This is a genomic window from Roseateles chitinivorans (assembly GCF_050632145.1).
Lineage (GTDB): Bacteria > Pseudomonadota > Gammaproteobacteria > Burkholderiales > Burkholderiaceae_C > Roseateles > Roseateles chitinivorans_B.
In genome coordinates, this window is record NZ_CP192577.1 from 538,727 (window position 1) to 562,874 (window position 24,148).

The 24,148-nt window shown below is 69.9% G+C and carries 20 protein-coding genes and 2 pseudogenes; 16 read left to right on the plus strand and 6 right to left on the minus strand.

What is annotated here, in order from left to right:
- The first annotated feature begins 206 nt into the window (after nt 1-206).
- The 5 genes from ACQ86G_RS02505 (at nt 207) to ACQ86G_RS02525 (ending at nt 7,784) form a co-directional block, all read left to right on the plus strand.
- Complete coding sequence (locus tag ACQ86G_RS02505) at nt 207-2,525, plus strand: hypothetical protein (protein WP_431259165.1); 2,319 nt, start codon at nt 207-209, stop codon at nt 2,523-2,525.
- Nucleotides 2,522-5,362, plus strand: a complete 2,841-nt coding sequence (locus tag ACQ86G_RS02510; protein WP_431259166.1) for a hypothetical protein — start codon at nt 2,522-2,524, stop codon at nt 5,360-5,362. Before ACQ86G_RS02505 ends, ACQ86G_RS02510 begins: the two co-directional genes overlap by 4 nt.
- A gap of 134 nt (nt 5,363-5,496) precedes the next feature.
- A complete protein-coding gene (gene msrP / locus ACQ86G_RS02515; protein WP_431259167.1) occupies nt 5,497-6,489 on the plus strand; it encodes a protein-methionine-sulfoxide reductase catalytic subunit MsrP in 993 nt (330 codons plus the stop codon).
- Nucleotides 6,490-6,508: 19 nt separating this feature from the next.
- On the plus strand, nt 6,509-7,198 hold the full coding sequence (locus ACQ86G_RS02520) for a sulfite oxidase heme-binding subunit YedZ (protein ID WP_431259168.1): 690 nt from the start codon (nt 6,509-6,511) through the stop codon (nt 7,196-7,198).
- Nucleotides 7,199-7,262: 64 nt separating this feature from the next.
- Nucleotides 7,263-7,784: a GNAT family N-acetyltransferase gene (locus tag ACQ86G_RS02525; protein WP_431259169.1), complete on the plus strand. Its 522-nt coding sequence runs from the start codon at nt 7,263-7,265 to the stop codon at nt 7,782-7,784.
- A gap of 42 nt (nt 7,785-7,826) precedes the next feature.
- On the opposite strand, the gene ACQ86G_RS02530 is transcribed toward ACQ86G_RS02525, so the two are convergent.
- The 3 genes from ACQ86G_RS02530 to ACQ86G_RS02540 form a co-directional block, all read right to left on the minus strand.
- On the minus strand, nt 7,827-8,618 hold the full coding sequence (locus ACQ86G_RS02530) for an SDR family NAD(P)-dependent oxidoreductase (protein WP_431259170.1): 792 nt from the start codon (nt 8,616-8,618) through the stop codon (nt 7,827-7,829).
- 334 nt (nt 8,619-8,952) lie between these two features.
- Nucleotides 8,953-9,522, minus strand: a complete 570-nt coding sequence (locus tag ACQ86G_RS02535) for a DUF6881 domain-containing protein (RefSeq protein WP_431259171.1) — start codon at nt 9,520-9,522, stop codon at nt 8,953-8,955.
- 40 nt (nt 9,523-9,562) lie between these two features.
- Nucleotides 9,563-10,033: an NUDIX hydrolase gene (locus ACQ86G_RS02540; RefSeq protein WP_431259172.1), complete on the minus strand. Its 471-nt coding sequence runs from the start codon at nt 10,031-10,033 to the stop codon at nt 9,563-9,565.
- A gap of 57 nt (nt 10,034-10,090) precedes the next feature.
- Between ACQ86G_RS02540 and ACQ86G_RS02545 the strand changes: the two genes are divergently transcribed.
- Nucleotides 10,091-10,921, plus strand: a complete 831-nt coding sequence (locus ACQ86G_RS02545) for an APH(3') family aminoglycoside O-phosphotransferase (RefSeq protein ID WP_431259173.1) — start codon at nt 10,091-10,093, stop codon at nt 10,919-10,921.
- A gap of 101 nt (nt 10,922-11,022) precedes the next feature.
- Here ACQ86G_RS02545 and ACQ86G_RS02550 read toward each other — a convergent pair whose 3' ends face one another.
- Complete coding sequence (locus ACQ86G_RS02550) at nt 11,023-13,140, minus strand: alpha/beta fold hydrolase (RefSeq protein ID WP_431259174.1); 2,118 nt, start codon at nt 13,138-13,140, stop codon at nt 11,023-11,025.
- A gap of 291 nt (nt 13,141-13,431) precedes the next feature.
- Between ACQ86G_RS02550 and ACQ86G_RS02555 the strand changes: the two are divergent.
- The 6 genes and pseudogenes from ACQ86G_RS02555 to ACQ86G_RS02580 form a co-directional block, all read left to right on the plus strand.
- Nucleotides 13,432-14,358, plus strand: a pseudogene (locus tag ACQ86G_RS02555) (FAD-dependent oxidoreductase); the annotation flags it as partial.
- 87 nt (nt 14,359-14,445) lie between these two features.
- Entirely contained in the window at nt 14,446-14,814 is a 369-nt protein-coding gene (locus ACQ86G_RS02560; RefSeq protein ID WP_377161568.1) for a dihydroneopterin aldolase, read from the plus strand.
- A gap of 165 nt (nt 14,815-14,979) precedes the next feature.
- Nucleotides 14,980-15,924, plus strand: a pseudogene (gene ttcA / locus ACQ86G_RS02565) (tRNA 2-thiocytidine(32) synthetase TtcA); the annotation flags it as partial.
- A 241-nt stretch (nt 15,925-16,165) separates the two neighbouring features.
- A complete protein-coding gene (locus tag ACQ86G_RS02570; protein ID WP_431259175.1) occupies nt 16,166-16,807 on the plus strand; it encodes a DUF4136 domain-containing protein in 642 nt (213 codons plus the stop codon).
- A gap of 130 nt (nt 16,808-16,937) precedes the next feature.
- Nucleotides 16,938-18,311, plus strand: coding sequence for a bifunctional UDP-N-acetylglucosamine diphosphorylase/glucosamine-1-phosphate N-acetyltransferase GlmU (glmU, locus tag ACQ86G_RS02575; protein ID WP_431259176.1), 1,374 nt, complete (start codon nt 16,938-16,940; stop codon nt 18,309-18,311).
- Nucleotides 18,312-18,591: 280 nt separating this feature from the next.
- On the plus strand, nt 18,592-18,981 hold the full coding sequence (locus ACQ86G_RS02580; protein WP_431259177.1) for a hypothetical protein: 390 nt from the start codon (nt 18,592-18,594) through the stop codon (nt 18,979-18,981).
- Nucleotides 18,982-19,074: 93 nt separating this feature from the next.
- Here the strand turns inward: ACQ86G_RS02580 and ACQ86G_RS02585 are convergent, their stop codons facing one another.
- Nucleotides 19,075-19,860 carry a transposase gene (locus tag ACQ86G_RS02585; protein WP_431259178.1) on the minus strand — a complete coding sequence of 262 codons (786 nt, stop codon included), beginning with the start codon at nt 19,858-19,860 and terminating at the stop codon, nt 19,075-19,077.
- A 271-nt stretch (nt 19,861-20,131) separates the two neighbouring features.
- Nucleotides 20,132-20,614: a thioredoxin family protein gene (locus ACQ86G_RS02590; protein WP_431259179.1), complete on the minus strand. Its 483-nt coding sequence runs from the start codon at nt 20,612-20,614 to the stop codon at nt 20,132-20,134.
- Nucleotides 20,615-20,770: 156 nt separating this feature from the next.
- Between ACQ86G_RS02590 and ACQ86G_RS02595 the strand changes: the two genes are divergently transcribed.
- Genes ACQ86G_RS02595 through ACQ86G_RS02610 form a run of 4 tightly spaced genes read left to right on the plus strand, consistent with a single transcriptional unit; the run spans nt 20,771 to nt 24,115 of the window.
- Nucleotides 20,771-21,685: a DUF808 domain-containing protein gene (locus tag ACQ86G_RS02595; RefSeq protein WP_431259180.1), complete on the plus strand. Its 915-nt coding sequence runs from the start codon at nt 20,771-20,773 to the stop codon at nt 21,683-21,685.
- A 5-nt stretch (nt 21,686-21,690) separates the two neighbouring features.
- Nucleotides 21,691-21,933 carry a hypothetical protein gene (locus tag ACQ86G_RS02600; RefSeq protein WP_088405006.1) on the plus strand — a complete coding sequence of 81 codons (243 nt, stop codon included), beginning with the start codon at nt 21,691-21,693 and terminating at the stop codon, nt 21,931-21,933.
- Nucleotides 21,934-21,979: 46 nt separating this feature from the next.
- Nucleotides 21,980-22,591, plus strand: coding sequence for a UPF0149 family protein (locus tag ACQ86G_RS02605; protein ID WP_431259181.1), 612 nt, complete (start codon nt 21,980-21,982; stop codon nt 22,589-22,591).
- A 24-nt stretch (nt 22,592-22,615) separates the two neighbouring features.
- Nucleotides 22,616-24,115, plus strand: coding sequence for a M48 family metalloprotease (locus ACQ86G_RS02610; protein WP_431259182.1), 1,500 nt, complete (start codon nt 22,616-22,618; stop codon nt 24,113-24,115).
- Nucleotides 24,116-24,148: the final 33 nt, after the last annotated feature.

The following is a 24,148-nucleotide window of genomic DNA, read 5'->3' on the forward strand; positions in this document are numbered from 1 at the left end:
CTGATCCATTTCTGGCGGGACTTCTGGCGGGACGCACGCTGCGGGCGCGGCAGCGCGCCACCCTCCTGTGTCATGGCCGTGGCACGAGGAGGTAGTACGAAGGGAGCGACTTCGCATCGGCGCCCAGCCCTTCGCCATATGCGGATGACAGATAAGCAAGGACGCTGACAGTCGGAAAAAGCCAGCACAGCTGGGGAGGCGTCCCGATGAGCAACTTCTTCCGAACGCACTTCGGCGGGCGAGCCGCGCAGTCCACGCCAACGACCACCGGCACCACCGCCAACCCCGCCACGGGGACGGGCAACACCGGCGCACCACAGACCCCTCAGCAGGCGCCGCAGTCCTTCGCCCTGCGCAACCTGGTCACCCGCAACAACAACGCGACGCAGGCGCGGCCGCGCGGCGCGGCGCCGACACGCGCAGGCGGCGGACAGGCCGCGCCGCTGCAGCCGCAGACGCCCGCCCAGCGCCATCCGGAGATCGGCCAATCCCTGAACCAGGCCCGGGACGCCCACGCGGAGGTCCCGGTGCGCGCCGATCGACAGTCGGACGCGAATGCAGTCGAGCGTTCGCGCGGCGAGTCGATCCAGGATCTGCAGCGGCAGCACACCGGCGCCGACGCGGAAGCGACGACGCAATTGACGGCCCGGCGCCAGACGGCGACCCAGGCGGCGACGGCCGAAGGCGCCGCACAGACCCTGGTCGATCAACGGCAGGCGACCTTGGACGGCCACCACCAGCAGTTCCAGCTCGCCGACGGCGCGACGGCCGGACTGGTGGCCGCCCGCAACGCCGCGCGCGACGACCCGGCCTTCACCGCGGCGGTCCAGGCCCGGAACCTGGCCCAGACCGCCTTGGCGACCGCGCAGCACGCCGCCGCGCACCCACCGCCGCCGGCCGCGCCGCCCGCGCCCGGAGCGCCGCCGAATCCGCCGGCATTGACCGCCGCGCAGCTGCAGGCCAATGTCCAGCAGGCGCAGACCGCCCTCACCCAGGCCGCCGCGACCTTGCAGCCGCTTCAACAGGCCTTCGACACTGCGCAGCAGGCTGTGGACACCAATGCCACGGCCGTCGCCACGCATCGCACCGCGCGCGAGGCCGCACGAGCGCCCCTCGCCGCGGCGACCACGGCGCACGCCGCGGCGCATCGGGCCAGGACCGCCGCGGACAACGCAGTCACCGCGCTGGAAACGGCGCAGCAGCGGGCCACCGCTGCGTTGACTCAGCACCTGGGCCCGATGACGGCGCACCACACCGCCGCGACCGCCGCCGCCACGGCCGCGACGACGGCCGCCGACGCGCATCGCGATCTGGCCACGCTGACCGCGCGCGTGGCCACGACGACCGAACAGGCGCATCTGGCCAACGACACCCTCGCCGCGCGTCGCAACGACCGGACGACGGCGCAGAACACCGTCGACGGGCTCCAGCAGCAGCTCGCCCCCGGCGGTCCGTTGCGGCGGGCCGTCCGCGACGCCGAGCAGACGGTCCGGAGCCTTCAAGCCGGCCTGAACCAGGCGAACCAGGCCGGACCGTCGACCGGTCCCCAGGTCAACGTCACCGTTCTCCAGAGCCGGCTCACCGTGGCACAGCGCGACCTGCGCAGCGCCCAGGCGCCGGTGATGCGCCTCGAGGGCGAATTGACCACCGCCCGGACCGCCCTGGGCGCGGCCGACACCGCGCTGCAAGCCGCGACCACGGCCGCGCAGACCGCGAACATCGCGCGTGCCGCCGCGACCGCCGCGCACGGCACGCACCAGCGTCAGGTGGCCGGGCCGGCGGATGCCGCCGCGGCGTTGGCGGTCACGACCCGCGACGGACTCCAGGGGGCCGCCGACACGTCGAGGGACGCGCTCCACCAGGCCGTGACCCAGCTGTGCGAGGCGATGCGGCCCGCGCCGGCCACGCCGCCGGCGGACGAGCGCGGCGTCGTGAAGAAGGGCACCGACGGGATGGGCCGGGCCTTCGAGGCCCTGAAGAACCGCACCGGCCCCGCCAAGCTCGACTTCGCCACCGGCAACTTCAGCGGGTCTACCAACGGCGGCGCACCGACGCGCTTCCGCGACAGCCCGTCGCCCGCGAACACGGTCACCACGGCCACCAGCGCGAGTCAGCTCAACGCCGTCGACAAGAAGGTGAAGACCGCGACGGCCGCGGCGGCCAACCTGCTCAGCGGCGGCGACGTGTCGACGAAACAGCCGGCGCGTCTGCCGGACGCCTTCAGCAATGCGGTGGCGTTCACGACCGAGGTGAGCCGCAAGTTCACCGCGCACGCGGACGGCACGCCCGGCGCCGCCACCGCCGCGCAGGCCACCGAGGCCACGCCCGCCGCGACCCGGCTGGCGCAGGGACTGCTGGGTCATCCGCGCTCCAACGCCGCCAGCCGGCCTGACGGCCACCCCTTGCGACACGACGAGGCGCTGCTGATCGCGTCGGTGCTGCGTTCGGTGACGCAGGATCCGGCCAAGGCCACGGCGGTCTACAACCACATCTGGAACTCGGCCCCCCGCCACTCTCGAACGTGACGCCGCGCGCCGCCAACACGCCGTCGCCGCTGGCCGACGGTGGCGCCACCGCGCCCAGCACCGATCCCGAGATCCAGCGCATGGCCAACACGGCGCGCCGCGCGCTGGCGGCGACCACGGGCGGCATGGAGGCGCTGCTCGCGATGCAGGGGCTCAGCCTGCCCGCGGCGACCGATCCGAACCGGCTTCACGCGGAGCACGCCGTCGAGCACTACAAGCTCGGCCTGCGCGCCGAGGATGCGCTGGTGAAGCTGCTGGGCGTCGGCGGCACGCAGTCGACGGCCGACATCCAGGCCGCGACCGACACGCCGGCGGCACGGCGGGCGCAGATGCGCAATCCCGACTGGCTGGGCACCGGCAACGCGCGGCGCGCCGGCGGCATCGGCCATCGCGAGGAACATCGCGCCACGCTGCCGGCCCAGGCGCTGGAATTCGCGCTCGCCAACATGAACCGCGCGCCCGGCGCCGCCGAGACGAACGCGGCGATGAAGCCCGCCTACGTCGCACTGCGCAACGGCTTCACCGAGAGCGGCCAGGGCAGTGATTTCCACCTGATGGCCAAGCGGCTGCACAAGTTCAACACCTACATCGACCTGGCCTGCAAGACCTCGGTGGCGGGCCCCACGGCGCTGGACAAGCTCAAGGACCCGGTCGGCACGATCCGGCGCAAGGTCGGCAAGGACAAGACGCCGCTGAAGACGCTGATGCAGGCGGGGCCGCTGGGCTCCAACCTCGGCACCGTGCCCGGCGAGCACGCGAAGCGCCTGACCCAGGCGCTCGCCGACAGCCAGACGCAGTTGCGCGGCGACCTGACGGCGAAGTACGGCGCGCTGTCGCAGCAGGACCACGCCCGCGGCGTGATGCGCCTCGCCGCGATGCAGTTGTGGGCCGAGCAGGTCCCGGCAGCGTTCAATCCGAAGATCGATCTGACGCAGGGCACCCGGATCTCGCCGGAGGCGGTGATGGCGCGCGCGCAGGCGCTCAACCAGACCCTCGCCGGGGAGGCGGGACAGCCGCCCCGGGCGCTGCACGACGCGACGATGGCCGACGAAGCCAGGACCCACCTGGGCAAGCCGCTGATGGTCAGCACGCTGGACGGGTGGTTCGGCGGCGGCAAGCTGGCCGACTCGTCGGTGACGATCAACACGCCGCAGATGACGGCACTCAACGACGACGTGAAGATCCTGCGCGGCAAGGCGCAGCTGGACAGCAAGCTCGACGACCTCCAGACCCGCTTCGATGCCGCCAGCAAGGACGACCGCAAGGACATCCTGCGCCAGGTCATGATCTCGGTCGTCGCCGGCGGCGACATGGCGGATTACAGCGACGGCCGCAAGAACGGCATCGGCGGCATGTTCGGCTACCTCGCGGCGCAGGTCGACGGCATCGGCGGCGTGAGCACCGGCATCACGCCGGTCGGCGAGTTCAACGTCGACCACACGCGCACGGCGGTCCTGCGCGCCGGCGTGGCCTCCAACACCGGCGTGATCTACCTGGGCAACGAGACCAAGGTGACCGAGATGCTGGGCGTCGGCGTGCGCGCCGGCGCGGCGCTGGGCCCGGTGGGCGTGACGGGGCAGGTGATGGGCCGTCTCGGCGGCTCGCACCTGTTCAGCGAAGGCCTGATGATCCGCACCAACAAGCAGGGCAAGGAACACGAGTCGCTGCCGCTCCCGCCGGCGCCCGGGCAGCCGCAGGCCCAGCCGGGCACGCCGCCGGCGATGACGTCGAACAACTGGAAGCGGATGAGCGAGACGGTCGTCAACTCGGTCTTCGAGCTCGCCTCGCAGCCGCCGGCCCAGCGGCCGAAGAACGGCGGCGAGATGTGGAAGGAGATGGTGGCGCGCGTCGGCGACTACCGCGACATCTCCTTCGGCTGGAACGCCGGCCAGAACCACCAGATCAACGGATCGATCAGCGCCGACGGCATGCTGGGCGGCTCGGTCGGCCTGGGCAGCGCCTCGGTGACGGGCAACATCGGGCTCAAGCACACCTTCCTGAACCGCGGCAAGGCGCGGGACACCAGCGGCGCGACCAAGGCGGTGCAGGCCAGCAGCGGCTCGCGGACCGCGCTCGGCATGGGCGCGACAGCGGGCATCTCGCATCCCACGATCAAGAACCACGACCATCCGGACGTCGGCCTGTTCACGCGGCACAAGGTCGGCATCGAGACCGACATGGTGCTGCAGGCCAAGAACGGCTTCGTGCGCATCACCACCGAGGACGGCAAGGTCAAGCCGAACATCTCCTACAAGCACCGCGAGTTCGCGACGCAGGACGCCTTCTTCAAGCTGGTCAACAGCCAGCCCGAATGGGCGGCGCGCCTGGGCGAGCGCGGACCGGACGGCACGCTGCGCGGCGGCGACGAGATGCTGCAGGGCTTCCTGCAGCAGACGGCCAACCTGCCGGCCGGCAACAACCGCCTGTTCATCGAGCGCAAGTGCCTGACGCAGGACGCGGCGGATGCGATCAACGCGTGCATGGAACAGCTGGCGGTGATCGAGCGCCCGCTGGCGCCGGGCACGGCGCCGGATCCGGACGCGGCGGCGCAGATCCGGTCGCTGCAGAAGCAGATCGCCGCGCACGTGAGCGACGAGGGCAGCTGGCAGCCGTTCCGCCTGTTCGTGAACGAGACCAACCAGCGGGTGAAGGAGCAGTCCTCGACCGGCGGCGAGATCCGCGCCACGCCGAACAAGGTCGACGACAAGGAAGCCGGGCCGACGGGGATGGCCGAGCGTTTCCTGGGCGGCGGCAAGGTCACGATCGGCGGGAAGATCAACAGTGCCCACGGCGGACGGGACCTGATCACCATCGATGCGTTGCCGGTGAGGGCCTGAAGCGTCGGGCGCCGCCGGCGCTCCCCGGGGCCGCGGGGGCGGCACCGCCCGGACGCGGGGGCCTTAAGCGCAACCTCATGTCAACAGGCGGCGACTGTCGTAAGGTTCGGGCTTCCCTGCCCCGAAGGTCCGCCATGCATTTCCACCCGCGCCGCGACGGCCAGCGCATCCGCGCTTCCGAGATCACCTCCCGCGAGGTCTACGACAGCCGCCGCGACTGGTTGAAGTCGGCCGGCGCGCTCGGTCTGACCGGGCTGGGCCTGGGCGGCCTGTCCGACCTGGCGGGCGCGCAGACGGCCGGTCCCGGCAAGCTGGCGAAGCTGCCCGGCGCCAGGAGCGCCGTGCCGGGCGCGACGGTGATGGAAAAGCTGACGGCCTACAAGGACGTCACCTCGTACAACAACTTCTACGAGTTCGGCACCGACAAGTCCGATCCCGCGGAGAACGCGCACACGCTCAAGCCGCGGCCCTGGTCCGTGGTCATCGAGGGTGAATGCGCCAAGCCGGGCCGCTTCGGCCTCGACGACCTGCTGAAGGTCGCGCCCATGGAAGAACGCGTCTACCGACTGCGCTGCGTCGAGGGCTGGTCGATGGTGGTGCCCTGGGTGGGCTACTCGCTGGCCGAGCTGCTGAAGAAGGCGGAGCCGACGTCCAAGGCCAAGTACGTCGAGTTCACGACGCTGGCCGACAAGGCGCAGATGCCGGGCGTGCGCTCGGGCGTGCTGGACTGGCCCTATGTCGAAGGCCTGCGCCTGGACGAGGCGATGCACCCGCTGACGCTGATGGCCTTCGGCCTGTACGGCGAGGTGCTGCCGAACCAGAACGGCGCGCCGCTGCGTCTGGTGGTGCCGTGGAAGTACGGCTTCAAGTCGGCCAAGTCCATCGTCAAGATCCGCTTCGTCGAGAAGCAGCCGGTGAGCAGCTGGACCAAGGCGGCGCAGCAGGAGTACGGCTTCTTCTCCAACGTGAACCCGCAGGTCGACCACCCGCGCTGGAGCCAGGCCTCCGAGCGCCGCATCGGCGAGGACGGCCTCTTCGCCAAGCGCCGCCCGACCTTGATGTTCAACGGCTACGAGGCGCAGGTCGGGCAGCTGTATGCCGGCATGGACCTGAAGAAGAACTTCTGACGCCGCCAGGGATCCCGCCATGAGTGCCTCGCCCGCCGCGCCATCCCGGTCGCAGCCAGCCCCGCCCACGCCTCGACGCCCGCCCGCGAAGCGCCATCCGCTGCTGCATCCGGCGGCGAAGGTCGTGCTGTTCCTGCTGTGCCTGCTGCCGCTGGGCTGGTACCTCTTCGGCGCGATCGCGCAGCCGGATCTGCTCGGCGCGAATCCGGCGGAGACGCTGATCCGCGGCCTGGGCGACTGGACGCTGCGTTTCCTGTGGATCACGCTGGCAGTGACGCCGGTGCGCACCTGGACGAACCAGCCGGCCCTCGCGCGCTTCCGGCGGATGCTGGGGCTGTTCGCCTTCTTCTACGCGAGCCTGCACCTGCTGGCCTACGGCTGGCTGGACAAGAGCCTGGACCTGAGCGACATCCTGCGCGACATCGCCAAGCGGCCGTTCATCCTGATGGGCTTCGTGGCCTGGCTGCTGCTGGTGCCGCTGGCGGCGACCTCGTTCAACCGCGCGATCAAGGCGCTGGGCGCGGCACGCTGGCAACTGCTGCACAAGCTCGTCTACCTGATCTCCATCGTCGGACTGATGCACTTCATCTGGATGCGCGCGGGGAAGAACAACTTCGCCGAGCCGATCGTGTACGGGACCATCCTGGCGGTGCTGCTGGGGTGGCGCGTGTGGACGCGTCTGAAGCGTCCGAAGCGCGTGCAGCCCTGAGTCGATCGGGCAGGCGGTCCGCGCGTCGGCATCGCCGGGCGCGACGCCGCTATGCTCGGCGCCCATGCTGAGCCTCCATCCCGTCTCCGAGCGCGACCTCGCCGATCTGCGGCGCTTCGAATTCGACAACCGCGCGTTCTTCGAAGCCCACATCAACGCGAGGCCCCCGTCGTACTACGCCGACGGCGGCGTCGAAGCCGCCATCGCGACCGCACGCCGCGAGGCCGAGGCGGGCACCGGTCACCAGTTCCTGATCCGCGGCATCGCGGGTGCGCTGGTCGGCCGCATCAACCTGAGCCAGATCAAGCGCAAGCACTACCACTCGTGCGAGCTCGGTTATCGCATCGCCGAGCACGAGAACGGCAAGGGCCATGCGAAGGCAGCGGTGCGCCTCGTGTTGGAGAAAGCGTTCGGCGAGCTGGGCCTGATCCGCATCGAGGCCAAGGCGCGGGCCGGGAACGCCGGCTCGATCAAGGTCCTGCAACGCAACGGCTTCACCGAGTTCGGCCGCTCGACGCGCAGCTTCCAGCTCGATGAAGCGTGGGAAGACATGCTGCATTTCGAGTGCCGCGCGCCGGGGCAGTAGCGGCAGTAGCGCCACCTCGCCCCGACGACTCGCCCCTTCGCGTCAGAACGCACTCTTGACGACGCCGCCGTCCACCCGGAGCGCCGCCCCCGTCGTGGCCGACGCGAGCGGACTCGCCACGTAGGCGACGAGGTTCGCGGTCTCCTGCGGCGCGGCGAAGCGCTTGATGAGCGAGGTGGGACGCACATGCTCGAAGAATTCGGCTTCGACCTGTTCGAAGCTCTTCGCGTTGGCCGCGGCCAGGCTCTCGACGAAGTCGCCGACGCCGCGCGACTTCGTCGGTCCCGGCAGCACGCTGTTCACCGTGATGCCGGTGCCCGCGACCGACTCCGCCAACCCCCGGGACACGGCGATCTGCGCGGTCTTCGTCACTCCGTAATGGACCATCTCGGGCGGGATCTGGATCGCGCTCTCGCTGGAGATGAAGATGATGCGGCCCCAGTTGGCGCGCCGCATCTGCGGCAGCACGAGCCGGGCCAGGCGGACGCCGCTCAGGACGTTGACCTCGAAGAAGCGGCGCCAGTCCTCGTCGGGGATGTCCTCGAAGGGCTTGGGCTCGAAGATGCCGAGGTTGTTGACGAGGATCTCGATGCCCGCGAACCGGCGCACCACCGCCTCCGCCGGCTCGGCCAGGCTCAGGTCGCCGGCGAACCCCTCGGCCGTCGCGCCCGTCTCCGCGCGGATGCGCTCGATGGCCTCGTCGACGGCCGCCTGCGTCCGTCCATTGACGATGACGCGTGCGCCTTCCCGCGCCAGGGTGCTGGCAATGGCGTAGCCGATGCCGGCGGTGCTGCCGCTCACGAGTGCGAGCTTTCCATTCAACTGCAAGTCCATGTCGTGGCTCCCTTTCAATCCTGATGGCCGGGGGTGACGGTGTCGAAATCCCGGCGGGTTGCATCACAGCGCGTCGAACTTTGCGCCTGTTCCTCGAAGGCTGCACAAGGCCTGTTCCCGGCCGGGTCTTCGAATTCGGGATAGACGGATCCGGTGCGGCCGGAACGACGCGCTCAGAGAGACGCGTCGAGTGGAAGCAGGACGAAGAGCGTTGGCATCGAAGGCGATCTCTGGCGTGGAGGCACTGTCGGTTCAAGCGCCTCGACCGTCTACCTTCCGCCGGGTAAGCCTGGCATTGCACTTTCGGGCGATGCGGCAGCGAGCAGGAGCGCCGTCAAGCCGGCCAACGCTGCCCGGCCACTGCGGCCGACCACGCACGCTCAAACTCGAGCGCATCGAATCCGAGCACCTCGAACTCAGGATCCGCATCGATCTCGGCGGCGGACGGCGTCTCCACTGCGCCCAGTTCACAGTCGTCGAATTCCTCGCCCTCCTGCGCATAGGCCATCCGACCATCGGCGTACACGTGGACCTTGCGGACCTCGTGGCGTTCAACGTCCAGCTCGCAGTACAGCAGCACGGGATCACGACTGTCCCAGTGATGCCAGCGCACTTTCAGGTGAGTGACCGACACGGGCGATTGGCCCTGCCGTAGCGCCCACTCGTCGGGATAGGGCCAGTAGTCCTGGGCGTGATGCGTCGTGTAGGCGCCCCACTCCTGCAGCGCGTAGTACCGGGTCATGGCCTCGAAATGGCTGCCGGCCCGCAGCGTGGTCACGAGCCGTGCACCCGGGCCGCGCCGGGTCCGGGCCGCATCGCCGTCGGGGCCGGCCAACTGCAAGCTCGGCAACCACTGCCCCTGCTCATCCGGCACTTCCCACACTTCATGCAGCAATTGAGCCATCGATCCGTTCTCCGCAGACTGCGTTCCCCGTCCACCTGGCCTACCAATACCCAGCCGTGCGCAGCATGCCGGGCAGATCCTCCGGCCACACCGTGGCCGTCGTTGCCGCCAACTCGGCGGCCGACCACCAGCGATGGTCGGCCATGACCTGACGTTCCAGGGCCGTCCAGGCATCGCGCGTCAATGCACGGTCGGCGGCGCGCACGACGAAGAACCGTTCCTGCGCCCACACCCGTTCGCCGTCGGGCAGCAGGAGCTCGAAGTCGCGCCTCGCGATCGACTCGCCGACGTCGGAGACGACGATCCCCGTCTCCTCCCGCAGTTCGCGGATCGCGGCTTCGGCGAAGGATTCATCCGGCTCGACGCCGCCGCCGGGCGTCGCCCAGAAATCCGCGCCCGCCATCGGTCCGTCCTTGTGGACGAAGCGGAACAGCAGCAGGTTCAAGTCGGGATCGAGGACCAGCAGTCGCGCCGACGGACGTCGGCGCAGGGAAGCAGCTTCAGGCGTCATGGGCGGCGATTGTCCGCCGTCGATACTCGACCGGTCTTCATCGCCTCATCCCGCTTCATGACCGACCGCGACGAGTCCGACGCTCCCAGGGAAGTTCCCACGCACGCGCCCGAGCTGCCTCCGGCCCTCGCATCGAGACTCGCCGGCCACGCCTGGCACCGCAACCTCGTCGGCGAGGCCGGCGCGCAGGTCCATCGACTGCATCGGACGGAGGGACCGGCGCTGTACCTCAAGCACGGCGACGGTGACGCGGCGACGGTCATCGCCGACGAGTTCTCCCGCCTGCAGTGGTTCGCCGACCGCTGGCCGGTGCCGCGCATCGAGCACTTCGAGTGGTCGGACGGTGCCGCGTGGTTGCTGACCCGCGCCTTGCCCGGCCGCACCGCCTACGAGTGGCTGGCCGACGATCCGGCTCGCGCCCCGGCGATCGTGACGTCCCTCGGTCGCCTGCTTCGCGACCTTCATGCGCAGCCCATCGCATCCTGTCCGTTCAATGCGGACCATCGCCTGCAACTCGATCTCGCCCGGCGGCGCCTCGAAGCCGGACTGATCGATGCCGACGACTTCGACGATGCGCGCCAAGGATGGACGCCGCAACGGGTGTGGGAGGCACTCGGCGCGATGCTTCCGCTCGCGGAAGATCGGGTCGTGAGCCACGGCGACTTCTCGCTCGACAACATCCTCCTGAGCAGCGGCGACGAGGTCGTCGGCGTGATCGACCTCGGCCGCGCCGGCATCGCAGATCGCCACCGCGACCTCGCGATCCTCGCGAACTGCCTCGACGAATTCGATCCGGCGCTGCGCGACACGCTGTTCAGTGCCTACGGCCTCGCGAACCCGGACGCCCGCAGGCTCGAGTTCCACCTGCTGCTGGACGAATGCTTCTGAGAGGCAGCCCGTGCGACGGCAAGCCGGGCGTCACCGGTGGCTCCCGCCCGGCACCGCGATCCACCGCCCGGTGACGAAGCGGGCGCCCGTCGCCCGCCGGCCTACTGCGCGCCGTGGCTCGCCGGGACGTCGGCGGTCGCCGAGGCCGGACGATCCGTCCCGGGGGTCGGCCCCACCCCGATGTGACGTTCGAGGAACTTGAGCATCTCGGTGTAGAGCTCGACCTTGTTCTCGAGCTTGCCGTAGCCGTGACCCTCGCCGAGCTTGATCATGACGACCTCGGGCGGCTTCCCCGCCTTCTTGAGCGCGTCGACCATCAGCCGAGTCTGCTCGATGGGCACGCGGTAGTCGTCCATGCCGGCATAGATGAACAGCGGCAGGCGCGAGCGGTCGGCATGGCGGGCGGGCGCCACCTCGTCGGCGACGCTCCAGTCGTCGCCCTTGACGCCCAGCACCCGCTTCCAATGCGCGACCGCCCCCTTGTTGTAGGCGTAGTCGGTCTGCGTCGACGTGTTCTGGACGCGGGGATCGCTCGGCGCCATCCCCGCCACGGCACAGGCGAAGACGTCCGGCGACTTGATCGTCGCCCACAGGGCGGCCGCGCCGCCGTAGCTGGCGCCGCTGATGCAGATGCGCTTCGGATCCGCGAAGCCTTGCGCCACCGCCCAGGTGGCCGCGTCCTCATGGTCCTCCGACATCTTGCGTCCGTATTCGCCGAAGCCGGCGCGATAGATCCTGGTGCCGAATCCGGGGGTGATGCGGAAGTTGGGCAGCACCACCGCGTACCCGCGCGAGGCCAGCGCCTGGGCCTCCATCACGCCGAAGCCCCCCATGAAGCCCCAGGTGTCGGCCCTGGCGAACGGCCCGCCATGGATGTGCACGACCACGGGCAGCTTCTGGCCGGGCCGGTAAGTGGCAGGCAGGAAGTAGTAGGAAGGGATCTCCAGCCCGTCGCGGGTCTTCAGCAGGAACGGCCGCATCGCCACCAGGTGCCGCTCGTCCAGCACGTCGGACGACCGCAGCAGCTCCCGCAACGACTTGCGCTCCTCGTCGTACAGGTAGTAGACGACCGGTGCGCGGTCGCTGGAGACGCTGACGAGCGCCAGCCCCGAATTCGTATCCTGCACCCGCACGGTCCGGCCCGGGAACGACTTCTCGAGCATCACCTGCCGGCGCGCCAGCCTGTCGTCGAAGTAGGCGGTCTGGACGAACTCGTCCTCGAACCGCACTCCGGCCACCTTGCCGTCGATCCCGATCAGGTGGGCACCCGCGCCGCCGTCACCGGTCAGCCCGAGGTCGTAGCGCGGGTGTGCCGCCAGCACCTCGGCCATCTCGCCCTTCGCCACATCGAACCGGTACAGGGCCGAGGTATCCCGACCGCCGTGGTACGACACGATCAGATCCCGGTTGTTCTCCGCGAACTTGAGCGGCGTCCAGCGATAGCGGGTCTCCGCGGTGAACTTCGCGATCTCGCGCCATTCCCCTTCCATCGTGTCGCGCAGCATCACGCGGACCACGCGCCGGTTCTCCGGCAGTTCCTCGTCCGCCTTGTCGTCCATCACGGCCAGGCGCGGCAAATTCTCCTGGTCCGTCACCCATTGACGCACCCGTCCCGGATGACGCTCCGTGAGCAGCACGCGCTCGTTCGTCTCCAGGTTGATGCGATACATGTCCGGCGACCCGGCATCGCGCAGGTTGGCGTGGACGACGATCTCGTTCTTGCCCTTGCCGCGGCCCGCGTAGCTCATGGACCGGATGTGCAGCTGCCCCGCGCCGACCTGCTCGCGCACGGTGCTCGCGAGGGTGCGTGTCCTGCTGCCGTCGGCGCGGACCGCGAACAGCCCCCCGCCGTCGCCGGAATCCGGGCCCGTCGGCGAGCCCAGTCGTCCCATGGAGAACACCAGCCACTCCGGACTGGCCCAGTCGAACCAGGTCACGTCCAGCTCGGTGAAGCTGGAGTGCTGCTGGACCTTCAGCGTCGCCGCGTCCAGGACCACCAGATTGCGCTTGCCGCCCACCGGCGCCAGCACCGCCAGCAGCTTGCCGTCCGGCGACAGCAGCGCGTTGCTGTACTGCGCCGGCTTGACGTATTCGGCGATCGGCAGCGGTGCCGACGCCGCATCCGCCTCTCCCGTCCCCGCCAGCGCGCCGCCTGCGGCCAGCATCGCTCCCAGCGTCACGGCCGTCAGGCCGATGCGCCACATTCCAACCAGGCTCATGCTCTTTCCCTCGGATTCAAGCGGGTCGTCGAGGCGCCCCGTCACGGGCGCGGTCACCAGGCGCCCTCCAGCCGGCGATTATGAGGAGCCCCGCCCCTGTCGCCCGCCCCTCTGGCGCGGAAGATCCCTCGGGGTTTTCCTGGCCGCCGTCGCGCGCCTGCCGAAACGATTGGGGATAATCGGGGGTTGCGCCCGCCTTTCCGCCCGCCCCTGCTCGCCCCTGCCGTTTGCCCTCCCATGCCCGACGCCCTGGCCGCTCCTGTTCCGGAGGTCTCTCCGCGCCCCCTGCCCATGACGGTGGATGCCGCCATCATCGGCGGCGGCCCGGCGGGTTGCAGCGCCGCGAGCTGGCTCACGCAGCTGGGTCTGAGCGTGGCGTTGATCGAGCGCGCGCCCCGCCTGTGCGACAGCCTGCGGCCGCTCGACTACCGGCAGGACTGGCTGCTCGGCGCGCCCGGCGACTCGCTGGCGGCGCTGGGCGAGCGGTACGCGCGCCACGCCGCGGCCCAACCGGGCGTCCACACCGCGCTCGGCCAGACGGTCAACACGCTCGACTGGCAGGCCGAACAGGGTTGGACGCTCTACCTCGACGGCGGCCCGGCCTTCGCGGCGCAGGCCGGCGACACGCCCGAACCCGCCGCGACCGGCAACCTGCGCCCGCTGCGCGCCCGCTCGCTGCTGCTCGCCACCGGACTGACGCCGCGCCATCCCGCGCCGCTTTACCCCGAGCGGGACCGCCACGACCGCGTGCTCGACGCCATCGAGCTGACCGCCGCCCGTGACCGCCTGCCGCCCGGCAAGGTGCTGCTGCTCGGCGGCGGCGACAACGCCATCGAGAACGCGCTGTACCTGGCCGGCCGCGGTCATGCGGTCACGCTGTGGTCGCGCTCCGAATGGCGCGCGCAGAGCCACCTGATCCAGCAGCTCGACGGCGTGAGCGGCCTGCGCCGCCGGCCTGCCCAGGCGCTGCCGACCGCGGTGGCCGCGTCGCCCGACGGCGTGACCGTGACATCCAAGGCCTACGGCGAGGAGCGCTTCGACCACGTCGCCGTGCTGCTCGGCTACGAGCCCGCGCCGTCCGCCTGGCTGCTGGTCGCCGATGCGCTGCAGCGCGCCGGCGTCACCGCGCCGTCGCAGCCCTTCCGCGACGAGCCGCGCTTCGGCGTGCTGGGCCTGTTCGTCGCCGGCGACGCCAGCGGCCGCCAGCATCCCTGCGTGCAGACGGCGCTGGGCGACGGCGTCGTCGCGGCCAAGCAGATCGAATCCTTCCTGCGTCCGCTGCGCGAGTCGCAACCGCCCCCGGCGCTGCGCCGCAACAACCGCCAGGTCATCCACATCAACGGGCTGCGCTTCGGCGCCAACCTCGGCGTGCTCGACTTCGAGCGCGAGGGCCCGCAGCCCATCCTGGTCGACGCCGAGATCAACCTCGGCGCGCAGACCATCGTCTCGCGCGATGCCGACATCGGCCACGTGCTCGACTACCGCCGCGTGCGCACCATCATCATCGACGAGTGCACCGCGGAACACACCGACCTGCTCGAGGCCCTGCTGGGCAAGCTCTGCGTCCGGCTGATGAAGCTGCCCGGCGTGGTGGGCGTGCGCATCAAGGTGACCAAGCTCGAAATCTTCCCCGACTGCCAAGTCGCCATCTCTGCCGAATGCGGCACCTGGTAGCCCCACCCCCTACGCGCTGACGCGCGCCCCTCGAGGGGGCGGGCCCGGCGGCCCGGCAGAGCCGGTTCCGCGGGCCCTGCTTGACGAACACATTGAGGACCGAACATGACCGACTCGACCACCACCATTGACGGCATCGACCTGGCCGCCGCGGATGCGGCCGCCAAGAAGCATGCGCACGAGATGAACAAGCTCTCGAAGCGCCTGCACCGCCAGGTCGGCCAGGCGATCGGCGACTTCAACATGATCGAGGACGGCGACAAGGTCATGGTCTGCGTGTCCGGCGGCAAGGACAGCTACTCGCTGCTGGACATCCTGATCAACCTGCGCGACCGCGCGCCGATCAAGTTCAGCATCGTGGCCGTGAACCTCGACCAGAAGCAGCCCGGCTTCCCCGAGGACATCCTGCCCGCCTACCTGAAGTCGCGCGGCGTCGACTTCCACATCGAGGAGCAGGACACCTATTCCATCGTCAAGCGCCTGGTGCCCGAGGGCAAGACGACCTGCTCGCTGTGCTCGCGCCTGCGCCGCGGCATCCTCTACCGCGTGGCGGGCGAGCTGGGTGCGACCAAGATCGCGCTGGGCCATCACCGCGACGACATCGTCACCACGCTGATGCTGAACATGTTCTTCGGCAGCCGCATGAAGGGCATGCCCGCCAAGCTGGTCAGCGACGACGGCAAGAACGTCGTCATCCGGCCGCTGGCCTACGTGAAGGAATCGGACCTGGAGCGCTGGGCCGAGCATCGCGAGTTCCCGATCATTCCGTGCAACCTCTGCGGCAGCCAGCCGAACCTGCAGCGTGCCACCGTCAAGGCGATGCTGCAGGACTGGGACAAGCGCTTCCCGGGCCGCGTGGACAACATGTTCACCGCGATGGGCAACATCGTGACCTCGCACATGATGGACCGCGAGCTGTTCCCGTTCCAGACCATCAAGGCCACCGGCGCCCCGGTCGCCGACGGCGACATCGCCTTCGACGAGGACGAGCAGTGCGGCACCCCGGCGCCGGCCACCGGCGTCGTCAACTTCGTCCGTCCAGGCGCCAAGGGGCAAGTCCCGGCCCCCGTCGACGACGCGGGCGAGGCCTACTCGGCCGCCGAGGACTGACGCCGCGGCTCCGCACGCCCTCTTCCCCTCGCAGAAGCCCGGCCCCGCGCCGGGCTTCGCGCTTTCCAACGAAGAGAAACCCGCCGCTTACCGCACCCTCACGCGCTCCGCACGCGCGGGTCAACCGGCTGGGGCCACAATCGTTGCACTGTCACGCCGCACCTCGGCGTCGGCGGGGCGTCGCCGGGCGCGGCAACTGCCCGGGTCGACGGTCCGTCGCGGTATCCGACTGGAGGTCTCCATGTTCACCTTGAATCGTCGAGTCGCCCTGCTGAGCCTGGGCGCGGCAGCCGCGCTGTCGCTCACCGGCTGCGCGGCCCTCAATACCGTCACTGCCGACGCCCAGACCTTCGGCAGCTGGCCGGCGGGTCGCCAGCCCGGCACCTTCGCCTTCGAGCGGCTGCCGTCCCAGCAGCGCAACGAGGCCAACCAGGCCGCGCTCGAGGACGCCGCCCGCGGCGCGCTGCTGAAGGCGGGCTTCACCGAGTCCGCCGACCCGAAGTCGGCCGACGTCGTCGTGTCGCTGGGCGCGCGCGTCAGCCGCTCCGGCCCCGCGCCATGGGACGACCCGCTGTGGTGGCGCTGGAACGGCAGCTACTGGGGCTGGCGCTACGGCCCGGCCTGGCGGCCGTACTACAGCCGCTGGGGCTACTCGTACCCGATGGATCCGATGATGGAGCGCCGCTACGACCGCGAGGTCGCCATGCTGCTGCGCGACCGCAAGACCAACGAGCCGCTGTACGAGGCGCGCGCCTCCAACGACGGCCTCACCGAGGGCGGCAAGGAGCTTTTCGGCGCGCTCTTCGAGGCCTCGCTGACCGACTTCCCGCAGACGCGGCCCGAACCGCACCGGGTGAGCGTGCAGTTGACGCCGGCGAAGTAGGCCGGCCTCCGCCCGCGGGCGCCGGGCGGCACCCACAAGTGGCGACAACCGGTCACCGTGATGCCATGAAACGCATCGCGGGCGACCCCGATAATCGTGGTCTCTCCACCAGGGAACCGCGATTCTTCTTATGTCGCTGAACATCGTCGTCATGGCCGCGGGCAAGGGCACCCGCATGAAGTCCGGCCTGCCCAAGGTGCTGCACAAGCTGGCCGGCCGCGCGTTGCTCCAGCACGTGCTCGGCAACACCGCCGCGCTGGACGCGCAGGCCCGCATCGTGATCACCGGCCACGGGGCGGACCAGGTCGAGGCGGCCGTCGGCGGCGAGGGCCTGCGCTTCGTGCGCCAGGAACCGCAGCTCGGCACCGGCCACGCGATCCAGCAGACGGTCCCGGCGCTGGTCGCCGGCGGCACCACGCTGATCCTGAGCGGCGACACGCCGCTGATCAGCACCGCGACCACGCGCGCGCTGGTCGAGGCCTGCGGCGGCGACAAGCTCGTGCTGCTGACCATCGAATACGCCGACCCGACCGGCTACGGCCGCATCGTCCGCGAGGGCGAGCTGGTCAAGGCGATCGTCGAACACAAGGATGCCAGCGAGGCGCAGCGCGGTATCCGCGAGTGCTACACCGGCATCATGGCCGCGCCGACCGAGGCGCTGAAGCGCTGGGTCGGCCAGCTGGACAACAACAACGCCCAGGGCGAGTACTACCTGACCGACATCGTCGCGATGGCCGTGGCCGAGGGCGTGGCCGTCGTCGGCGTGAAGACCCGCGACGAGACCGAAGTGCTGGGCGTGAACAGCCCGTCGCAGCTGGCGCAGCTGGAGCGTCGCTTCCAGCTCGTCCAGGCCGAGGCGCTGATGACGGCCGGTGTCCGTCTCGCCGACCCGTCGCGCTTCGACCTGCGCGGCACGCTGAGCTGCGGCAAGGACGTCGAGATCGACGTCAACTGCGTCTTCGAAGGCCAGGTGACGCTGGGCGACGGCGTGCGTGTCGGCGCCAACTGCGTGATCCGCAACGCGACGATCGCCGCCAACGCCCGCATCCACGAATTCACCCACATCGACGGCGAGGCCGCCGGCGCCAGCATCGGCGAGGGCGCGCTGATCGGCCCGTTCGCGCGACTGCGCCCCGGTGCGCAACTGGGCGCCGAGGTCCACATCGGCAACTTCGTCGAGGTGAAGAACTCGACGCTGGCCAAGGGCGCCAAGGCCAACCACCTGGCCTACCTCGGCGACGCGACCGTCGGCGAGCGCGTCAACTACGGCGCCGGCAGCATCACGGCCAACTACGACGGCGCCAACAAGCACCGCACGACGATCGGCGCCGACGTGCACGTCGGCTCCAACTGCGTGCTGGTCGCGCCGGTCACGCTGGGCGACGGCGCCACCATCGGCGGCGGATCGACCATCACCAAGGACGTCGAGCCCGGCGGCCTGGCTGTGGCGCGGGGCCGACAAACCGTGATTTCGGGCTGGAGCCGCCCCAAGAAGGCGAAGTGATTCACCCAAATCAGCGATGAAACGCCGTAAGCTCGGCTTGTTCGTGTCACGAAGTGTGACAAGTTCCCGGGTATCGGCGCTTCGGCGTCGAACTGAAGAGCGTTCCCCCCGAGCCGTGGGAGGCGCGTTTGCCGGTAGCTACCTAGGATCTGTGTCGTTGATTGGCTGAACCGCTGTTCCCCAGCTGAATCCTTATGGCGAACTCCAAGACTGCATCCCCGCTGCTGCCCCAGGACGACGACGTGCGCGCCGTCCCCCGGCGTCCGCCGCGCTGGACGCGTTGGCGGACCGCTCGGACGATCCGGCCGCCCAGGCGGCCCGGGCCGAGTCGCTGGAACAGCTGGCGATGTCGCATGCGATGTCGGATCAGGCCGCGGAAGCCTGCTTCTACCTGTGCCGCAGCCTGGGACTGGCTCGCCAACAGCGGGCGCCGGACGCCGAACCGGATCTGGAACTGCTGTTCCAGTTGCTGGGTGCGCTGGCGGATCTGCCGGCCGAGGTGTCGGCCCTGCCGATGCCGGAAGGCCAGGCCGACGGCCTGGGTGTCGCCGAACTCTGTCATCAGCTGAGCGCCGCTCGCGACATGACGACAGCCGCCTGGAACGAGGCGGCCGAGTCGGATGAGTCGGTGGCAGCATGCCCTGCAGCGCCGGCAAGAGCCTTGCACTGACGCCACGGCAGCGTTGAAAGGCTGCCAATCTAGGCGCAAAGCGGAGCCGTAGCAGCGCTACGGCGAGCATTTGCAACGACGAGTGGCTGCCTTTCAGCGCTGCCGTTCGTGGCCGGCTATGAGGCGGCTTACGCGGGAGACAGACAGTCCCAATTCGCGCGCGAGTTCGGTCATCGATTGACCGCCTTCGGTATGCGCGCGATACAGCGCCTCTTCCCGGCTGCCGCTGGACTTGAGCCAATCCCCCCAACGGCGTGGCCGCGGCGTGCGGGGCGGGTGTTCGCTCAGCCGGACGGTTCGCTGCACAAACGCCGCATCGCCCAGGAAGATCTGATGCCGCAACTGGCTCCAGATGTCCAGATCCGGCTCGGCCTCCACGATCGCCTGATACCGCTGCGCCGCCTTGCGGCGATCCGCCGCGTTCTGCGGCACGCGGCCCAGCACGTTGGTCCACAGGCCGTCGACCTCCAGCCATTCGGGCGCCGTCACCAGCCCGGCATGCGCCTGCAGGCTGCTCCAGCGCCAAGTCGTCGGCGACGACGCCAGCCCGGCGCGCCGCCCGATCAGTTCCACATAGCGGCAGGCATCGAGCAGCAGATGCTCGCGATCCACCAGCACCGCCTTGAAACGCCCCTGGAAGACATGCCCGATCTGCCCATGCCGCCGGTTGTGCGCCTGGGTGTACACGCCGTTCAGATGGCGCATCAATCGGGAGAGGTTCGCCTGCCGCGTGAACAGCAGCAGTTCGTAGTGTTCGCGGCCCAGCCCGTAGGCGAGCACCTGGGCGTCGAAACGCTCCGCCGCCTGCTGGATCAGGCCGAGCATCGCCTGGCGATCCTCGTCGTCGGTGAAGACATGCGCGTCGCCGCGCGTCGCCACGTGGTAGACGGCGCCGGGAAATTCGATGCGAAGGGGCCTGGCCATGCCCAACAAATAGGCGATGGCCGCACAAAAGACAAGCGCCCGGCGCCGTATTCGGGCCGGGACGCAAGACTTGACCCCTGATCGCGGGGCCTGCGGGCATGCTGCAGTGCGGAAGGGTCCGCCGGCGCGACCGCGGCGATAGCCGGAGCACTATCGGGGGTCAGGACTCAACAGCAAAACCTGGAACCCGGAATCCCTGCCTATGCATGGATCCGGGAGTTCCGGCTCAGCTCTTGCCGAGCGACTCCAGCACCTTCAACACGGCGTCTTCGCCCATGTTGCGGGCGTCGGCGAGTTCGCCGCCCTTGGTCGTGCCCAGGACCTGGCCGTCGGTGCCGATCACCGCGACGGTCGGGATGCCCTTCTTCAGCGTGACACCCATCTGGTTGGCGACGTCCACGTTCTTGTCGAAGCGGCCGACGTTGACCTTGACCGTCACGAAGCGCTTGTCGACGGCGGTGCCGAGGTGGCCGTCGCCAAAGCCCTTGTTCAGCGCCAGGCAGTCCTTGCACCAGTTGGCGCCGTAGACCACCAGCACCTGCTTGCCGTCCTTGGCGGCACGGGCGACGGCATTGTTGATGTCGGCGCGGGCGTCGGCCTGCTCGTCGTAGGGACCGGGTCCCGAGGCGGCATCGGCGGCGTGGACCGAGGTCACGGACACCGCGGCGAGCGCGGCGGCGAACAGCAAGGAGGCGGTGCGGCGTTTCATGACGCCGGAGTGTGCCACCGGCGGCAATCCCGTGACGGCGACGCGGCGCGGCCGAGGCCGAGAAACCGCCCTTCGCGGCTCGAAAGCCGGACGGCTTGCGGTACAAAGGCGGGCTTCGCACAAATCATCACTTTCAGGGAACGGGATCCTTCCGCCATGGCCTCCAGCCTGCTCGCACTGCTCGACGACATCACCACGGTCCTGGACGACGTGGCCCTGCTCTCCAAGATGGCCGCCAAGAAGACGTCCGGCGTCCTGGGCGACGACCTGGCGCTCAACGCCCAGCAGGTCACCGGCGTCAGCGCCGACCGCGAACTGCCGGTGGTCTGGGGCGTCTTCAAGGGCTCGATGGTCAACAAGGCCATCCTGGTCCCGGCCGCGCTGGCGATCAGCGCCTGGGCGCCCTGGCTGGTCACGCCGCTGCTGATGGTCGGCGGCGCCTACCTCTGCTTCGAGGGCGTCGAGAAGCTCGCCCACAAGTGGCTGCACACCGCCGAGGACGACGCCCACGAGGCTGCGCTGTCCGAGGCCGTCAAGAACCCGGCCGTCGACCTCGCCGCGCTGGAGCGCGACAAGGTCAAGGGCGCGATCCGCACCGACTTCATCCTGTCGGCCGAGATCATCGCGATCACGCTGGGGACCGTGGCGGACGCGTCCTTCACGACCCGGCTGCTGGTGCTGTCCGGCATCGCCATCGTGATGACGATCGGCGTGTACGGCCTGGTCGCCGGCATCGTCAAGCTGGACGACGCCGGCCTCTGGCTGAGCCGCAAGGCGGCCGCCTGGCAGCAGGCGCTGGGCCGCGGCCTGCTGTGGCTGGCGCCGTGGCTGATGAAGGCCCTGTCCGTGGCGGGCACGGCGGCGATGTTCCTGGTCGGCGGCGGCATCCTGACGCACGGCGCGCCCTTCCTGCACCACGCGATCCAGCACGTCGTCGAGGCGATGGGCGTCACCGGCTTCGTCCGCACGGTCGTCGAGGTGCTGGGCGACGCCATCGCCGGCATCCTGGCCGGCATCGTCGTCGTGGCGGTGGTGACCGGTATCCAGCGCCTGCGTCATCGCCGAGAATGACGGCCATGAAGACGCATCACATCGAAGTCCAGAAGCTCAAGGGCGCCTCGAACTCCTCCACCAGCGGCCTGGTGACCTTCAAGCTGGATGCCCTGGTCAAGGAACGCGAGCCGGTCGACGGGATCGAGCCCAGCACGCTGCTCGTCATGACCGAGGCCAACGCCCGCGTGCTGATGGCGCTGCTCAAGACGCAGCTGACCGACATGGACGGCCGCAAGCCCAAGAGCCGTCACGGCCGCCACGGCTGACCTCACCGAATCCACCGAACATCGCCCCGACCCTCCAGGATCCGACATGGACTTTCCGCAGTACCAGCCCGACAAGGCCCTCTACACCCCGCTGACCGACGACGAGCTGTCGGACCTGGACGACTTCCTGTCCGAGCTGGACAACGACGCAGCGATGAACATCGAGGCGCTGGACGGCTACCTCAGCGCGCAGCTGCTGAGCCCGCTGCCGCTGAGCGGCAAGCCCGGCGCCGAATGGATGAGCCCGGTGTGGGGCGGCGGCGACCCGTTCCCCAGCGGCAAGCAGCGCAAGAAGATCGCCCTGCTGCTGCTGCGCCACGTGCACAGCCTGTCGGTGCAGTGGACCTCCAAGCAGGACGAATGGGAGCCGATCTTCAGCGTCGCCGAGGAAGGCGAGCAGCAGCTGGTGGACGCCGAGGACTGGTGCACCGGCTTCATGATCGGCGTCGACCAGGACGGCGAGGCCTGGACGCCGCTGTTCGACCACGTCAAGACGGCCGCCGCGCTGGCCCCGATCGCGCTGCTGGGCGGCGACGAAAGCCAGCTCAGCGCCGAAGACCAGGAAAAGCTCACCGACCTGCACTGGCGCGACGCGCTCAGCCGCGAAGTGCCGGAAGGCGTGCTGACGCTGTGGACGCTGCGTTCGCAGGCCGATTGACGATGAACGGAGACCGATGATCCGATGAAGCGCCACTTCCCGTTCGCGGTGCTCGCCACCGCCGTCTTGCTGACGATCGCCGGCTGCGGCACCAACGTCGTCAATCCGGTCACCGGTCGCACCGAGCGCAGCGCGATGAGTCCGCAGCAGGAAGTCGCGACCGGCCGTCAGGCGCATCAGGACGTGCTGAAGGAATATTCGGTCGTCGACGACCCGAAGCTCCAGGCCTACGTGACCGCGCTGGGCAACAAGCTGGCGGCGCAGTCGCACCGGGCCGAACTCGAGTGGCATTTCACCGTGCTCGACAGCCCGGAGGTCAACGCCTTCGCGCTGCCCGGCGGGTATGTGTACGTGACGCGGGGCATCCTCGCGTACATGGAGAACGAGGCCGACCTGGCCGGCGTGATGGGACACGAGATCGGCCACGTCACCGCGCGGCACGGCGCGCAACGCGCGACGCGGCAGCAGAACGCCGGCATCGGCGTGCTGGCGGCGACCGTGCTGGGCGCGGTGCTGGAATCGCGCGGCGTCAGCGGCGCGACCGACATCGCGGGTCAGGTCTCGCAGAACGCCGCGGCGGGCTACGTCGCCTCCTACAGCCGCGAGCAGGAACTGCAGGCCGACCAGCTCGGCGCCGAGTACCTCTCGCGCAACCGCTACGACCCGAAGCACATGGTCGACGTGATCCAGGTGCTGAAGGACCAGGAGCAGTTCGCCGCCGACCAGGCCAAGGCGCAGGGCAAGCTGCCGCAGACCGGCAACAGCTGGCTGGCCTCGCACCCGAGCAACGAGCAGCGCCTGCAGCGCATCCGCGACGAGGCCGCGCAACTGACCGGCGGCCAGCCGGTCGATGAGAACCGTGCGGCCTTCCTGCAGGCGATCGACGGCATGGTCTTCGGCGACAGCCCGTCGCAGGGCCTGGTGCGGGGCCAGCAGTTCCTCCATCCATCGCTGGACATCGCGCTGACGGCGCCCACCGGCTGGACGCTGCAGAACGGCAGCGAGACCCTGACGGTGATGAGTCCTCAACGCGACGCGGCGCTGATCCTGCAACCGGTGCCGGAGAAGGCGGGGACCGTGCACGACGACATCCTGCGCCGCTGGGGCGCGGAGCAGGGCCGGACCGACGCGAAGACGATCAACGGCCTCAAGGCCACGCACTTCAGCGGCGTGCGCAAGAACGCGCAGGGCCAGCGCGGCAACGCCGAGCTCACGCTGATCACGAGCGCCAAGGGCGCGGTGTATGCGCTTGTCTACGCGGCCAAGGACGGTCAGACGCTGCAGGCGCGTCGCGCGTCGCTGACGCAGACCGAAGAAAGCTTCCGCGCGCTGACGGCCGACGACAGGAAGCTGGCCAAGCCATGGAAGGTCGCACTGCGACCCTACCCGGCGGGCGGCTTCGCCGAGATGGCGAAGACCTCGGTGATCACCGAGGCGCAGCTGAAGCTGCTCAACGGCCGTTACGGCGGCGAGGCGCTGCCGAAGGTCGGTGAGCGCGTGAAGACGGTGTCGGCGACGCCCTGAGGCCGCGGCCGGTGCCGCGCTGCGGGAGGTCGG

Coding starts and splice junctions, on each gene's coding strand:
- glmU (WP_431259176.1), top strand. CDS start 16,938: ATGTCGCTGAACATCGTCGTCATGGCCGCGGGCAAGGGCACCCGCATG.
- ACQ86G_RS02525 (WP_431259169.1), top strand. CDS start 7,263: ATGCTGAGCCTCCATCCCGTCTCCGAGCGCGACCTCGCCGATCTGCGG.
- ACQ86G_RS02535 (WP_431259171.1), bottom strand. CDS start 9,522: ATGGCTCAATTGCTGCATGAAGTGTGGGAAGTGCCGGATGAGCAGGGG.
- ACQ86G_RS02505 (WP_431259165.1), top strand. CDS start 207: ATGAGCAACTTCTTCCGAACGCACTTCGGCGGGCGAGCCGCGCAGTCC.
- ACQ86G_RS02520 (WP_431259168.1), top strand. CDS start 6,509: ATGAGTGCCTCGCCCGCCGCGCCATCCCGGTCGCAGCCAGCCCCGCCC.
- ACQ86G_RS02550 (WP_431259174.1), bottom strand. CDS start 13,140: ATGAGCCTGGTTGGAATGTGGCGCATCGGCCTGACGGCCGTGACGCTG.
- ACQ86G_RS02600 (WP_088405006.1), top strand. CDS start 21,691: ATGAAGACGCATCACATCGAAGTCCAGAAGCTCAAGGGCGCCTCGAAC.
- msrP (WP_431259167.1), top strand. CDS start 5,497: ATGCATTTCCACCCGCGCCGCGACGGCCAGCGCATCCGCGCTTCCGAG.
- ACQ86G_RS02610 (WP_431259182.1), top strand. CDS start 22,616: ATGAAGCGCCACTTCCCGTTCGCGGTGCTCGCCACCGCCGTCTTGCTG.
- ACQ86G_RS02540 (WP_431259172.1), bottom strand. CDS start 10,033: ATGACGCCTGAAGCTGCTTCCCTGCGCCGACGTCCGTCGGCGCGACTG.
- ACQ86G_RS02570 (WP_431259175.1), top strand. CDS start 16,166: ATGTTCACCTTGAATCGTCGAGTCGCCCTGCTGAGCCTGGGCGCGGCA.
- ACQ86G_RS02545 (WP_431259173.1), top strand. CDS start 10,091: ATGACCGACCGCGACGAGTCCGACGCTCCCAGGGAAGTTCCCACGCAC.
- ACQ86G_RS02530 (WP_431259170.1), bottom strand. CDS start 8,618: ATGGACTTGCAGTTGAATGGAAAGCTCGCACTCGTGAGCGGCAGCACC.
- ACQ86G_RS02605 (WP_431259181.1), top strand. CDS start 21,980: ATGGACTTTCCGCAGTACCAGCCCGACAAGGCCCTCTACACCCCGCTG.
- ACQ86G_RS02590 (WP_431259179.1), bottom strand. CDS start 20,614: ATGAAACGCCGCACCGCCTCCTTGCTGTTCGCCGCCGCGCTCGCCGCG.
- ACQ86G_RS02595 (WP_431259180.1), top strand. CDS start 20,771: ATGGCCTCCAGCCTGCTCGCACTGCTCGACGACATCACCACGGTCCTG.